This window comes from Streptomyces coacervatus (assembly GCF_029223485.1).
Classification (GTDB): domain Bacteria; phylum Actinomycetota; class Actinomycetes; order Streptomycetales; family Streptomycetaceae; genus Streptomyces; species Streptomyces coacervatus.
Window position 1 is genome coordinate 827,149 of the sequence record NZ_JARHTP010000002.1, and the last position, 13,456, is coordinate 840,604.

12 protein-coding genes and 2 pseudogenes are annotated in these 13,456 nt (G+C 70.6%); 4 read left to right on the forward strand and 10 right to left on the reverse strand.

The features are described from left to right. Positions 1–63 precede the first annotated feature (63 nt). Positions 64–636 carry a MarR family winged helix-turn-helix transcriptional regulator gene (locus P2Q00_RS07370; protein WP_275770683.1) on the forward strand — a complete coding sequence of 191 codons (573 nt, stop codon included), beginning with the start codon at positions 64–66 and terminating at the stop codon, positions 634–636. Positions 637–693: 57 nt separating this feature from the next. Here the strand turns inward: P2Q00_RS07370 and P2Q00_RS07375 are convergent. Both P2Q00_RS07375 and P2Q00_RS07380 read right to left on the reverse strand, forming a co-directional pair. Continuing rightward, positions 694–1,244 (reverse strand): annotated as a pseudogene (locus P2Q00_RS07375) (HAD-IA family hydrolase). A 75-nt stretch (positions 1,245–1,319) separates the two neighbouring features. Continuing rightward, positions 1,320–2,273, reverse strand: a pseudogene (locus P2Q00_RS07380) (glycoside hydrolase family 16 protein); the annotation flags it as partial. 322 nt (positions 2,274–2,595) lie between these two features. On the opposite strand from P2Q00_RS07380, the gene P2Q00_RS07385 reads away from it, so the two are divergent. After that, positions 2,596–3,975, forward strand: coding sequence for a Tat pathway signal sequence domain protein (locus P2Q00_RS07385; RefSeq protein ID WP_275770685.1), 1,380 nt, complete (start codon positions 2,596–2,598; stop codon positions 3,973–3,975). 9 nt (positions 3,976–3,984) lie between these two features. On the opposite strand, the gene P2Q00_RS07390 is transcribed toward P2Q00_RS07385, so the two are convergent. From P2Q00_RS07390 to P2Q00_RS07415, 6 genes are read right to left on the reverse strand one after another with little or no spacing between them, the layout of a single operon-like run. Then, positions 3,985–4,335 (reverse strand): hypothetical protein, encoded by a 351-nt coding sequence (locus tag P2Q00_RS07390; RefSeq protein ID WP_275770688.1) that lies wholly within the window; start codon positions 4,333–4,335, stop codon positions 3,985–3,987. Beyond that, positions 4,286–4,861, reverse strand: a complete 576-nt coding sequence (locus P2Q00_RS07395; RefSeq protein WP_275770690.1) for a GNAT family N-acetyltransferase — start codon at positions 4,859–4,861, stop codon at positions 4,286–4,288. Before P2Q00_RS07395 ends, P2Q00_RS07390 begins: the two co-directional genes overlap by 50 nt. A gap of 57 nt (positions 4,862–4,918) precedes the next feature. Further along, positions 4,919–6,184 carry an NAD(P)/FAD-dependent oxidoreductase gene (locus P2Q00_RS07400; protein WP_275770692.1) on the reverse strand — a complete coding sequence of 422 codons (1,266 nt, stop codon included), beginning with the start codon at positions 6,182–6,184 and terminating at the stop codon, positions 4,919–4,921. After that, the gene (locus P2Q00_RS07405) at positions 6,181–6,978 is read right to left on the reverse strand and encodes an amino acid ABC transporter ATP-binding protein (protein WP_275770693.1); all 798 of its coding nucleotides are present in this window, start codon (positions 6,976–6,978) and stop codon (positions 6,181–6,183) included. Before P2Q00_RS07405 ends, P2Q00_RS07400 begins: the two co-directional genes overlap by 4 nt. Beyond that, entirely contained in the window at positions 6,975–7,730 is a 756-nt protein-coding gene (locus tag P2Q00_RS07410; protein ID WP_275770695.1) for an amino acid ABC transporter permease, read from the reverse strand. Before P2Q00_RS07410 ends, P2Q00_RS07405 begins: the two co-directional genes overlap by 4 nt. Before the next feature lie 13 nt (positions 7,731–7,743). Next, positions 7,744–8,682: a substrate-binding periplasmic protein gene (locus P2Q00_RS07415; protein WP_275770697.1), complete on the reverse strand. Its 939-nt coding sequence runs from the start codon at positions 8,680–8,682 to the stop codon at positions 7,744–7,746. Between the two features lie 213 nt (positions 8,683–8,895). Here P2Q00_RS07415 and P2Q00_RS07420 point away from each other — a divergent pair, with 213 nt between their 5' ends. Both P2Q00_RS07420 and P2Q00_RS07425 read left to right on the forward strand, forming a co-directional pair. After that, positions 8,896–10,074: a CdaR family transcriptional regulator gene (locus P2Q00_RS07420; protein ID WP_275770699.1), complete on the forward strand. Its 1,179-nt coding sequence runs from the start codon at positions 8,896–8,898 to the stop codon at positions 10,072–10,074. A gap of 105 nt (positions 10,075–10,179) precedes the next feature. Next, entirely contained in the window at positions 10,180–11,352 is a 1,173-nt protein-coding gene (locus P2Q00_RS07425; protein WP_275770700.1) for an acyl-CoA dehydrogenase family protein, read from the forward strand. A gap of 27 nt (positions 11,353–11,379) precedes the next feature. On the opposite strand, the gene P2Q00_RS07430 is transcribed toward P2Q00_RS07425, so the two are convergent. Both P2Q00_RS07430 and P2Q00_RS07435 read right to left on the reverse strand, forming a co-directional pair. Further along, positions 11,380–12,228 (reverse strand): SMP-30/gluconolactonase/LRE family protein, encoded by an 849-nt coding sequence (locus P2Q00_RS07430; protein ID WP_275770701.1) that lies wholly within the window; start codon positions 12,226–12,228, stop codon positions 11,380–11,382. Between the two features lie 239 nt (positions 12,229–12,467). After that, positions 12,468–13,280, reverse strand: coding sequence for an SAM-dependent methyltransferase (locus tag P2Q00_RS07435; RefSeq protein WP_275770703.1), 813 nt, complete (start codon positions 13,278–13,280; stop codon positions 12,468–12,470). Between the last annotated feature and the right edge of the window lie 176 nt (positions 13,281–13,456).

A 13,456-nucleotide genomic window follows, 5' to 3' on the forward strand; every position in this document is an offset into this window, starting at 1 on the left:
GCCTCGTACAATTTGATCCCGAACGGTCAAAGAAGACGTTCAAAGAAGAGCGAGGGAGCACCCGTGCCCGGCCAGCGTTCCATCACCGAAGCCGAGAAGCTCGCCGCGGCGAAACTCGGCGGCTTCCCGATCCGCCGGGACCAGATGGCGGCCGTGGCCAACATCTACCGGGCCGCCTCCGCGGTGCGCCAGCACGTGGAGAACTCGGTGCTGCGCGGCTCCGACCTGACGTGGACGGCGTTCGTCGTGCTGTGGGTCGTATGGGTGTGGGGCGAGTCGGAGACCCGGCACGTGGCCGAGGAGGCGGGCATCTCCAAGGGGACGCTCACCGGCGTGTCGCGCACCCTGGAGTCCCGCGGCCTCATCCGGCGGGCCGGCCACCCGTCGGACGGCCGACTGGTCCTGCTCAGCCTCACCGAGGAGGGCGAGCAGCTGATGCAGCGCCTGTTCCCGGCGTTCAACGAGGAAGAGGCCTTCGTCACCGGCCAGTTGACGGACGAGGAGTGCCGGACCCTGGCGGAGGGTCTGCGCCGCGTGGTCCTCCAGGTGGAGGAGAACGGCGAGGAACGCCGGCAGTCCCTGCTCAACGGGGCGGAGCCGGCGCCGCGGCGGAGCGGGCGGCGGGCGAAGGGCTGAGGTCGGGAGGGCGCGCCGTGCGGGCTCGGAGCATTGCCGACCGGGCCCGGTCCAACGTCACCCTCTTCCGCTGCAGCCCCCGTCTGCGGCAAATGCGAGGATCTCGGGAACCGCTGCGCGCAGGCTCGCAAAGTGACGGTGCACGCCGGCCACGGCAGCGGAGTTGACCCCCACACCGTCGTTCCGGCCCGCAGCCCTGCCTCGACTCCGGACGGGGCGTCCTCGACGACCAGACAGTCCTCGGGCCGGGCACCCAGCTGCTCGGCAGCCGGCAGGCAGGGCACGGGAGAGGGTTTGCCTTCGGCCACTGCGGCGGCGTCCGCAATGACGCGCGGGACCGGCAGGCCCGTCCGGGCAAAGCGCCCGCGCACCCGGTGCTCGTAGTGGGAAGTCACCAGCGCCCACGCCCCCGACGGCAGAGCTCCCAGCAGCTCCGACGCTCCGTCGAAGGCCGCATGGACGCCGGACCGGACGTCGTCGTCCTCCGGCTCGTGCAGCGCCGCCAGGCACTCCCTCGGATCCTGGTCCGGAGCCACCTCCGCGAAGGTCTCCATCGGCCGCATCCGCAGCGCCACCTGATGGACCTCGGCCGCGTCCAGCACGACCACATGACCGAGCCGGGACCGGCCGACGCCCGGCGCAGGGAGCGCGGGTACAACCTCGCCACCGTGCTGGGAGTATCAACCGCCCGCCGAGCTGTAGACGGCCACGTAGTCCACAAGCATCGGAACGCCGGACCGAGTGGCCGCGCTGGGTGTGGCGTGACCGGCCAGCGGGTCGGGGAAGGCGCCGCCCATGGCCAGGTTCAGCAGGATGAAGTGGGCGTGGCCCGTGGCGGCGTTCCAGGTGGACGCATCCATCTGGGAGGCGTTCACGGAGTGGTACTGGACGCCGTCGACGTACCAGCGCAGTTGCTGCGGGGAGACGCTGCGGTCCCACTCGAAGGCGTAGGTGTGGAAGTTGCCGGGGCAGGCGGTGTCGGGGCAGGCCCGGTTGGCGCCCAGACCGTTGGTCTCGTTGCAGGGGCCGCCGGGGTCGGTGCCGCAATGGAGGGTGCCGAAGACCTTGTTGGTGCCGTTGGCGTTCTCCATGATGTCGAACTCGCCGATGGCGGGCCAGTTCTGGTAGTTGCCGCGGAACGGCGCGCCCAGGGTCCAGAAGGCGGGCCAGTAGCCGTCGGCCGCGTCGCCGGTGACGTCGGGGACCTGGATGCGGCTTTCGATGCGCAGCCTGCCTCCGGCCGGCGGTTCGAAGTCGCTGCGCCGGGTCTCGATCCGGGCGGAGGTCCAGTTGCCGGCCGCGTCCTTGATCGGGGTGATCTTCAGATGCCCGGCGCCGTCCTGCTGCAGGTTGGCCGGGTCCGAGGTGTAGGTCTGCACCTCGCCGGTGCCCCAGTGCGCGGCACCGCCCGGGTAACTGGTCCCGGTGTCGGTGATCCAGTTGTCGCTGGAGGGCTGGGCGCCCGCAGAGCCGGTGAAGTCGTCGCTCCAGACCAGGCTCCAGCCGCCCGGGGTCGGCGGAACGTCGGCACTGGCGAGGCCGTACAGGCCGCCGCCGAGCAGGGCGAGCCCGCCCAGCACGCCGATCGCCGCCCGCAGCGGCCGACGCGTCTTCCTTGCATGCTTGTTGCGCAACACGGGATGACCTCCACGAGGTGGGGGGAGCAGGAGGTAGCGGCTTCAACAGAAACCGCGTCCGTCACTGTGGTGCTCACCGTGAGGGCCGTCAATGGATATCACTGAGAGCGCTCTCACCTACACGAAAGTGACCAGTCGGTGAAGGCCGGGCGGAGCAACGGGAGTTGGTGCGTGAGGCGATCCGCCGCCACATTCGGCACTCGGACACCTCCTCCCCCGCGCATCGCCTTGACCGCCCCCGTCCACGCCAGCAGAATATGGCCACTTGAGAGCGCTCTCAGACATCAGACGGAGCAGCGTCACCGACCCAAGGAGAGCAGTCATGCCCGAGATCGCCCGTCGGACGCTCCTCGGGGCTGGTACCGCCGCTGCCGCCCTGACAGCCTTCGGCAGTGGCGCGGCTCGTGCAGCAGACGTCTCGACTCCCGCCTCCGGGACGGGAGATGCCCGGACCCGCGGCTACGCCTTCCTCGCCGCGGCCATGGACGGTTACCCGGAGCACGGCAGTATCCGTCTGGCCCAGAGCTACAGCGATCAGGCGGGCCTCTTCAGCACGGCGTTCACGTACGACAACGCGCTGGCGATTCTGGCCCACCTCGCCCACCCCGCCCCCGACTCGTGGTCCAGAGCCGTTGCTCTCGGCGATGCGCTGCTGTACGCACAGGCCCACGACCCCCAGTACACGGACGGCAGGCTTCGGCAGGCCTACAACGTGGGGCCGTACGTCTTCTACGACGGTTCAGCGCAGCCGGACGGCTTTGTCCGCCCTGACAGCACCGTGAACGTCGGCACCCAATTCGGCTTCACCGGTACGGCAGTCGGCGACATGGCCTGGGCGGGCATCGCGCTGGCTGCGCTGGCCGGCCGTACGAGAGCCGGCCGCTTCCTCGCAGGTGCCGTACGGATCGGTGAATGGGTGGAGGCGCACGCCCGGACCGAGGAGCCGCTCGGTGGCTACAAGTTCGGTGTCGACGGCGCCGACAAGAAACTCCCCTTCACCTCCACCGAGCACAACATCGATCTGACGTGCCTGTTCGGGCGCCTCGCCCGGCTCACCGGAGAGGCCGTCTGGCTGGAGCGGCGCGCCCGGGCCGAGGCGTTCCTCGACAAGATGTGGAACGACGCCGACGGGTTCTTCTACACCGGCACCAACGACGGCGTCACCGTCAACACCTCGCCGATTCCCGAGGACACCCAGACCTGGAGCCATCTGTCGCTCCACGACCGCAGCCGTGCCCGGTCGGTGGACTGGGCGGCGGGCAACCTGTCGGTGGTGGACACCGTGGACCGGCCCAACAGCACGGTTCCTGCCGGGCAGTCCTACGAAGGTGTCACCTTCAGTTCGGCCTCCCTCGTGGCGGACGAGGACTCGCCCATCGCGCCCTCGCAGCCCAAACCCGACCGCAGCGGCGTGTGGTTCGAGGGCACCGCCCATCTCGCCCTGGCCCTGCGCGATCGCGGCGCGTCCGGCGACGAACGGCGTGCTGCCCGTCTCATCGCCTCCATCGAGCGAGCCCAGGACCGGCTCGGCGCGGGTCAGACCGTGGGGAACAAGGCCCTTCCCGAGCGCTCGGGTGTGGTGTCGGCCAGCAGTCCGCTGGACACCGGGTTCGGGTTCGGCTACTACCCGTACCGGCACACCGGCGCGACGGCCTGGTACCTGCTCGCGGCAGCCCGCGCCAATCCGCTGCGCGGGCGCTGAGCCGCCTCCTCAACCGCCGCCGGAGCCCTTGTGCTGTCCGCCGACGAAAGCCAGAGCCTCCCGAGCGAGGGGTGACCAGTCGAGGGCCGACTCCGGAGACAGACTGAACCACTCCTTCATGGGCGTGCCCTTGTTCGCGTCGAAGTGGTCCCCCTCCTCAGCATCGACCAGCGCGTCCACCCGCGCTGCGGGCAGCTTCACCACCAGCCGCCCGCGCACGAGCATCGCGAAGATCTTGTTGTGCACCCGCAGTGCGCTCCTGCCGAAGCCGGAGCCGCCGGGGGGTGTGACTCCCGGGAGGCCGAGCAGCTCAGTCACCAGGTCGTCGAAGCGTTCGTCCGGAGTCAGAGGATTCGTCACGCCTCCATTCTCGGGCCAGCAGCCCGAGCACGACCTCGTCCGCGAACGTGCCGTACACCCAGGCGGCCGAGCGCAGTGTGCCCTCGACCGTGAAGCCCGCGCCGGTCGCCGCCGCGATCATCGCGGTGTTGTCGGCGAGCGTCTCGACCTGCAGGCGTTGCAGGCCGCGTACGACGAAGCCGTAGTGGCAGAGGAGTTGGACCACGTCTCGCCCGAGTCCGCGTCCGCGGAAGGAGGGGCGCAGGGAGATGCCCAGGTGGGCGTTGCGGTTGTGGGCGTCGATGTTCCAGAGGAGGGCCTCGCCTGCCAGCTCCTGCGACTCCAGTTCGACCACCGAGAAACAGGCGAGCGTGTCGGACGACGCCTTCACCCCGTAGGGGGACTCCGGCGAGCCCTCCGGGATGGGCCGCCAGGCTCGCGAGTCCGCGCGGGAGCGGGTGGCCACGTCCTCGTAGAGTTCGCGGTGGAGCACCGGAACGTCGTCCTCTTGCCGGGCCCGCAGCCCGGCTCTGTCGCCTCGCAGCACTCGGCATGGATATCGCAGGCGCGGCCGGCGTACAACTGCATTCCCGCGCACCGGACTTCATCGGCGCAGTCGGTCGAAGCGGAACGGCTCCAGAGTGGCGGGGCGGCGGCCCGTCACGACGTACTCGGTGAGCCGGTGGCCGGTGACCGGGCCCAGGGTGACGCCGAGCATGCCGTGACCGGTGGCCACGTAGGCGTTGGTGTGGCCGGGGACGCGGTCGATGACCGGGAGGCCGTCGGGGAGGAAGGGGCGGCCGCCGACCCAGGGGTCGCGGATCAGGCCGACCAGGTCGTCCGGGTCGTCGAACCAGCGGCCCAGGTAGTGGCGGCTGGCGAGGGCGACGGCGACGACTCGGCGCCAGTCGAGACGGTTGTTGTTGCCGCTCAGCTCCATCGTGCCGCCGATCCGTGTCGTGCCGCCGATCGGCGAGGCGACGGCCCGGCGTTCGCCGAAGTACAGGGTGTGCCGGGGGGCGGGGTCCAGGTCCACCGAGAAGCTGTAGCCCTTGCCGGCCTGGAGCGGCAGCGGGTGGCCCAGCGCGCCCAGCAGGCGCATGGAGCGCATGCCGGCCGCGATCACCACGGACGAGCAGGGAATCTCGCCCAAGTCCGTTCGTATCGCGGTGACTTGGCCGCCCGCATTCCGGAAGCCCACCGCCTCCGTGTTCTCGTGGACCTTCACCCCGGCCGCGGCCAGCGCCTGCCCGAGCCCGTGGGCGAACGCCTCCGGGTCGACCACGCCCTCTCCCTCCACGAGATACGCCGCGCGCACCCCGGGCGACAGGGCATCGTCCAGCAGCCGCGCCTCCGCCCCGGTGGTGACGTCGTCGGGCAGCGGGTAGCGGCCGTCCGCCATCTCGCGCTGCACGGCGAGGTGGTGGCGGGCCTCGGCCGGGGAGAGGAACGCGTGGACCATGCCGGGGCGGGTCAGCGTGGTGTCGACACCGGCCTCGCGCAGGCCGTCGAAGAGGTCGAAGGTGGTGCGGTTGAGCTCGGCGATCGCCGCGTAGCCGCGCCGGAAGACGGCCGGTGTGCTGCTGCGCCAGAAGCGCCACAGCCAACGGACGAACGCCGGGTCGGGCAGCGGGCGTAGGTACAGGGGCGAGTCCGGTCGGCCGAGCGAGCGCAGTGCGTACCGGACAACCCCCGGTGCCGGTACGGGTGTTGAGTGGCTGAGGCAGATCCAGCCCGCGTTGCCCCGGGAGACTCCGGAGCCCAGGCCGCGCCGTTCGACGACCTCCACGTCGAGGCCCGCCTCGGCCAGGTAGTACGCGGTGCACAGTCCCACCACGCCGCCGCCGAGAACCACCACGGGGGCGGTCATGACGCCGACTCGTAGGCGGCGAGGAATTCGCGGGTGCGGGCGTGGGCCGGGCGGTCGAGGACGTCCCGCGGTGCGCCCTCCTCCACGATGCGGCCGCCGTCGACGAAGACGACATGGTCGGACACCTCGCGGGCGAAGGGCAGTTCGTGGGTGACCAGCAGCATCGTCATGCCGTCGGTGGCCAGTTCGCGCATCACACCGAGCACCTCGCGGGTGGCCTCCGGGTCGAGGGAGGAGGTGGGCTCGTCGAAGAGCAGCACCTCGGGGCGGAGCGCCAACGCCCGGGCGATGGCGACGCGTTGCTGTTCTCCGCCGGAGAGCTGTTCCGGCTGGGCGAGGCCGCGGTGGGCCACGCCGACCCGGCGGAGCAGAGTGACGGCACGCTCCAGCGCCTCCGCCTCCGGGACTCCCGCCCTGCGCTGTGCCAGGACCACATTTTCCACGGCGGTCAAGTGCGGGAAGAGGTTGAAGCGCTGGAAGACCATGCCGACGGTACGGCGCAGCCGTGGCAGGTCCCGGCAGACCGTGCGCCCGCCGCGGTGCACCACCTCGCCGGCCACCTCCACCGTTCCCCGGTCGGGGCGTTCGAGGAGGTTGACGCAGCGCATCAGGGTCGTCTTGCCGCCGCCGCTCTGTCCGATGACGCTGACGATTCGGCCGCGGTCGACCTCCAGGTTCACGTCGTCGAGCACCAGTCGGCCCTCGAAGGACTTGCTCAGGCCCTCGATCCGTACGACCGCCTCGGTACGGTCCGCTGGACCGGCGGTCTTCGCCGTGGTCACGGGCTCGGTCATACGGTCGTCTCCTTCAGGTCGGCCGCCACGCCGAGGTCGGCGGCGAGCAGCGCACGAGCGGCCCGCACGCGGCGGCGTCGCCAGGGCGACAGCGGGACACCGGCGCGTACCTTCCGCTCCAACAGCAGAAGGAGCTGGGAGAGCGGGTAGCAGAGGGCGAAGTAGATGGCCGAGATGACCAGGTACACCTCCAGCGCCCGGAACGTGGCGGAGGTGATGAGCCGGCCCTCCGACATCAGCTCGGCGGCGGAGACGGTGACCAGCAGCGAGGTGGACTTGAGCAGGTCGACCAGCATGGTGTTGGTGCCGGGCAGGGCCTGCCGTACGGCCTGCGGCAGCACGATGTGGGTGAAGATGCCCGCCCTGCCGAGGCCCAGCGCCTCGCCCGCCTCGGTCTGTCCGGTGTGCACTCCGCTGATCGCGGCGCGGAAGATCTCGGACAGGTAGGCGGCGTAGAAGACGATCAGGCTGAGGCAGCCGGCGGTGAACACGTCGAGCCGGATGCCGGCCGAGGCCAGGCCGAAGTAGGTCAGGAAGATGATGGCCAGCAGCGGGACGTTCTTGAACACCTCGGTGTAGACGGCGGCGACGGCCCGTGCGAGCCACGCCCTGCTCAGCCGCAGCAGCGCCACGGCCAGGCCGAGCAGCACCGCGCCGACGAAGCCGGCCAGTGTGTAGGAGACGGTGCGCCAGAGCGCGTCGAGGAGGTCGGACCGGTAGTCGGACCAGGGGACTTGAAAGAGGCCGGACATGTTCGCGCTCCCCTCACTGTCCGATGGACGGCGGCGTCCAGGACTGCGGGCGGTCCACGCCTCGGCGTGCGGTGGCGACGTCGGCGGCGGGCTTGAGGAACTGCTCGGGGTCGCCGCCGTAATTCTTCACGAGGTTCGCCATCTCGCCGTCGGTGTACATGGCGTCGATCTGTGCGGAGATCGCCTTCTCCAACTTGGTTGCCTGCTTGGGGAGATAGAAGCCGGTCTGGTACGGCTGGAAGTACTGGTAGGCGGGCTTGGCCTTGACCTCGGCGGCGGTCGGCGGGGTCAGGTACTCCGTCCTGATCTTCAGCTCGGGTCGCTGCTTATGCGCCGCGATGATGATCAGCGGGTCGAGGAAGCCGACGTCGACGCGGCCCGCGCCGAGGTCGTCGAAGACGCCGGTGGCGTCCGGGTAGGCGTGCAGCTTGGCGCCGGGCACGGACTGGATGGACTTGACCCAGACGTAGCCCTCGACCGTGCCGAGGTTGAGGCCCTTGAGGTCGTCGACGGTCTTGTACGTCTTGCCGCTGCGGACGGCCATCGCCGGGGGCGAGTAGTACGGCGGGTCGGTGAACAGCCCCTGTTTCTGGCGGTCGGCGGACCAGGCGACACCACCGATGGTGATGTCCACCCGACGGGACTGCACTCCGGCGAGCATGCCGGCGAAGTCGGTCACCTGAGGCTTGACTTGGAGACCGAGCTTCTTGGCCACGTGGGCGAGAATGTCGCCGTCCAGGCCGACGATCTTGCCGCCCTGGACGGTGGTGTAGGGCGCGTACGGCTGGACGGCGACCTTGATGACGCCGGGCGTGAGCGTGCCCAGGGCGGCGGTCTTGGCGGACACGTTCTTCGGGGAGTCGTCGCCGCCCGAACTGCAGGCGGCGAGCGTGGACGTCATCAGCATCGCGGACAGGGCGACGGCGAGCGAGCGCACACGGATCATCGGCATGGGCCTTCCGTATCGGCACTGGTATCTGCACTGAAGGAGCCCGCCGTTCACCGCGCTGTGCCCTCGGCGGGGAGGTTGATTGGGCCCATACGGTAGAGATCGGCCCGACCGGACGTCACCGTTCACTTCGTATGAACTTGTGGCCGGAATCATGCGGCTCCCTGTACGGTGCGTCCAACCTCGGACCGCTCCCCTGGTATGGGAGGAACAGCCGTGCTCAGCCCGTCACTCGCGCAGGAGATCGCCGGGGACACCTCCGCCGTCATCGGCTTCAACGTGCTGATCACCGATGCGGAGGGCATGGTCATCGGCAGCGGTGACAGCAGCCGGGTCGGCTCCTTCCACGAGGCCTCGGTCGAGGTCATCCGTACAAAGGAACCGGCCACGCACAACGCCTCGCAGGCCCAGCAGCTGCGCGGGGTGCGACCCGGCGTCACCCTGCCGTTGGTCGCGGGCGGGCAGGCGGTCGGCACCGTCGGGATCACCGGCACGCCCGCCCAGGTGCGCCGCTTCGGACTGCTGGTGAAGCGGCAGACGGAGATCCTGCTGAGAGAGTCCGTGATGCTGCGCTCCCGGCTGCTCTCGGAGCGGGCGGCCGAGAAGCTGCTCGCCGACATCGCTGCGTACGATCCCCAGGTCGTCGAGGGCGACTTCGTCGTGTTCCGGGCCGCCGAACTCGGCTTCGACCTGCGGCTGCCACGGGTCGCGGTGGCCATCGAGGTGACCGTGCCAGAGGGGGCGGCGCGACGCCGGGGCGCTCCCGCCCAGGACGTCGCGCTGGTCCGCACGGAGCTGCTGCGCACCGTCCGCGAGGTCTTCGCCGACCCTCAGGACATCGTCGCGGGTACGGCGCCGGGACGGATCGGTGTGCTGCACCGCCTTCCGGCCCGGCGCCGGACGGAGTCGCCGGTCGCCGACTGCCGGCGGGTCGTCGACGTCATCGCCGCACAGGACGGTCTCACCGCCCGCGTGGGCATCGGCGAGCCTGCCGCCTCCGTCGGCGGTCTGCACGAGTCGTACCAGGACGCATGCGACGCGCTGCGCCTGGGCGGGCGTTCGGCAGGGGACTCCCCCGTCCGGCTGATCGCCGATCTGCGGGTCCACCAGGTCCTGGCCGCGGTCAACCAGTCCGCCCGCAACCGTCTGCTCGACCTCACCACCGCCGATCTGCGCGCCCAGCCGGACTGGCCGACGCTGCGCGACACGATCACCGCCTGGTGCGAGAGCGGATTCAACCTCGTACGGGCCTCCGCCGCCCTGCACATCCACCGCAACACCGTCGTCTACCGCATGAACAAGATCGAGCAGATCACCGGCCGGCCGCTGCGTGAACACCGCACCACCATGGCTCTCTACCTCGCCTGTCTGGCGGATCGGATGGGCAGTGGCTGACGAGCTCTTCTGTTTCAACTCCCGCCGTTGTACGGGACGTTGACACTGAGTGCGATCCGCGTCACGGTGAGGGCTCGTCGTGCCCGTCGTGCCCGGAGGTCATCCATGGCTCCGTCGTCAGCGCCGCCTTCCGACGCCGGCATCGTCGAACGCGCAGCGGCGATCCGTCCGTTCGTCCGCGAGCACGCACTCCGTACCGAGCAGGAGCGCAGCGTGCCGCGCGAGGTCGTCGCGGCGCTGACGGACGCGGGGATCTACCGGATGAACGTCCCCCGGCGGTACGGCGGTTACCAGACCCGGCCGAGCGTCCAGGTCGAGGCGCTGACCGAGATCGCCGCGGCGTGCGGTTCGACCGCCTTCACGGCCCTGATCCAGGCCGGCTGCGCGTTCATCGCGGCGCTCTTCCCCGACGAGGCGCAGGACGAGATCTTCACCAGTCCCGACGTACGGGTCGGCGGCACCCTCATCCCGGACGCCACCGCGGTCGCCACGGCCGACGGCTACGTCGTGAACGGCACCTCGGGCTTCGCCACCGGCTGCCGGCACGCCGACTGGCATCTGCTGACGGCCCGCGTCGAGTCCGGTGACGGTCCGTCCGAGGTGCTGTGGACCGCCGTACCCATGGCCGAGTTGGAGATCCTCGACGACTGGCATGTCTCCGGCCTTGCGGGCAGCGGCAGCAACAGCGTCGTCGCCCGTGACGTCTTCGTGCCCGCGCACCGGGTACTGCCCGTCGGACCCCTCCTGAACGGCGAGTTCCCCTCCAAGACCAACGCCGACGACCCCTTCTACCGGATGCCCGTCCTGCTGCTGTTCTGCGCCTGGACGGCACCGAACGCGCTCGGGCTGGCGCGGGGCGCGCTGGAGGAGTTCACCGAGCGGATCCATCGGCGGAGCATCACCTACACGTTCCACCAGCGGCAGAACGAGGCGACCGTCACCCATCTCCAGGCGGCCGAGGCGGCCATGAAGATCTCCTGCGCCGAGCTGCTGACCGGCGACTTCGTCGCCCGTATCGAGGCAGGCGAGCCGTACACGCTTCAGGAGCGCGCCAGGATCCGGGCGCAGAGCGGCTATGTGGCACGCCTGTGCAAGGAGGCCGTCGACCTGATCGCCTCCGCCTCCGGGGCGTCCTCGCTGCACCGGGAGGTGCCCATTCAGCGGGCCGTGCGCGATGTGCAGGCCCTGAATCTGCACTCCTTCGTCAATCCCGCGACCAATCTGGAGCTTTACGGCCGGGTCCTGTCGGGGCTCGATGCGGGCACCCCGTTCCTGTGAGGCCGAGTCCTACGGCGAGGCACTGTCCTACGGCCGGCCTGCTCCCGGCACCTCGACCTGAACGGCGAGCACCTGACCGCTTCCGGGCGCCACCATCTCGGTCTCCGTCATGCCCTGCCAGCGTGCCGCGGTGATGAACAGGGTCCTGCGGTCGGGACCGCCGAGCACGCAGGCGAAGGCTCCGCGGTCCAGCGCCACGGTCTGCAGGACGGTGCCACCTTCCGCGACGCGCACGCAGCGACGGTTCGGCACATCCGCGTACCAGACGGCGTTCTCCGCGTCGGTACAGATGCCGTCCGGGGTGCCCTCGCCCAGGTCGGCCCAGACGCGTCGCCGGGTCAGGGTGCCGCCGGCCTCGATGTCGAAGCCGAGCAGCTGGTGGCGGTAGGAGTCCGCGACGATCAGGGTGGCGTCGTCGGCGGTCACCGCCATGCCGTTGGGGAAGGCGATGTCGTCGGCCACCTCGCGCACCGAGCCGTCGGGGGCGGCCAGATGGACGGAACCGGGTGTGACGTCCTCTCCCGCCATCGGGTCGAAGTGGGCACGGTTGACATAGGCGTTGCCGCGGCCGTCCACCACGATGTCGTTCCAGCCCGGGATGCCGAGATCCGCGTACTCGACCAGGCTGCCGTCGCCCTCGCGGCGCAGCAGCCGCCCCTGCGCGGACGAGACGACCAGCAGTCGGCCGTCGGGAAGCCACGCGGTGCACAGGGGCAGCGACGGCACCCGTGCGACGACCTCACTGCGGCCGTCCGGGGCGACGGCGACGACCTCGCCGGCCGTCCAGTCGGAGAAATACAGCCGGCCGCCGTGCCAGCGGGGTGACTCGACCAGGCCTCGGCCGGTGAGCAGCGTGGACACCTGGGTCATCGTCATCACAGCCCTTCGCTCCGCCGGCCCGGTGCCGGCCTCTCACCCTCTACACGAAGAGCGGTGCGCCGATTCGACAGACACGAGTGCCAGGACGGCTCCACGGCCCGGACGCAGCACGGCCGCACCCGCGCACGCCAATCCGCGCCCGTGCCCCGGTACCGTGGCGGTGGCCCAGTTCGGCAACTGCGCGAGCGGCTACGTCAACGGCTGGTACCTGGACACCGGAGGCCCGCGGCGCCCGGCTACGGACCCTTGCGGCCGACTCCCCCGTACACCCAGTACTCCTTCGGGTTGTCCGGGATCCGGTCGTCGGGGTCCGGGCGCCACAGGGGGAGGTGGACCAGGCCTGGTTCCACGAGGTCGAAGCCGGTGAAGAGTTCGAGGATCTCGTCGTGGGAGCGGGTGGTGACCGGCGAGGTGGCCCTGGACCGGTACAGCTTGCTCACCGCGGCGGCCTTGTCCGGGCGGTCCTGGTTCGTGCCGTGGGACATGGCCAGGAAGCTGCCCTCCGGCAGGACGTCCCGGAAGGCGGCCACCAGGCCGACGGGGTCCTCCTCCGGCGTGACGAAGTGCAGGATCGCGTTCATCAGGAGGGCGACCGGCTGGTCGAAGTCGATCAGCTTGCGCACCTGCGGGGAGGAGAGGATGTCGGCGGGCCGGCGGATATCGGCGTCGACGATGTCCGCGTCGGGGTTGTCGGCGAGCAGGGAGGTGCTGTGGGCCACGGCCACGGGGTCGTTGTCGACGTAGACCACCCGGGCTCCGGGGCTGGCCGCCTGCGCCACCTCGTGGACGTTGCCCTGGGTCGGGATGCCGGAGCCGAGGTCGATGAACTGCCGCACCCCGGACCCGGTCAGGAAGCGCACGGCCCGTCCCAGGAAGGCGCGGTTGGCCCGGGCCAGGATGCGCGCCTGGGGCTCGATGGCCGTGATGGCCGCCACCGCCTCCCGGTCGATGGCGAAATGGTGCTCCCCGCCCAGCAGGGCGTCGTACACCCGGGCGACGCTCGCCTTGTCCGGATCGCTCCCCGGCGGGACACCTTCACTGTCGGGCACCGCAACTCCCTCTTTCACCAGGGGCCTTGACACGTCATCATATAGTTACCGACGGCGCACGGCGAGCCGCCCGTCCCGCCGTATCGCCGGACCCCCACCCGGAAAGGCACGACCCTGCGCAACAACCCGCGCAGCCGCACCGACGCGACGCCTGCTGCCCTGCCCTCACCCCGTCG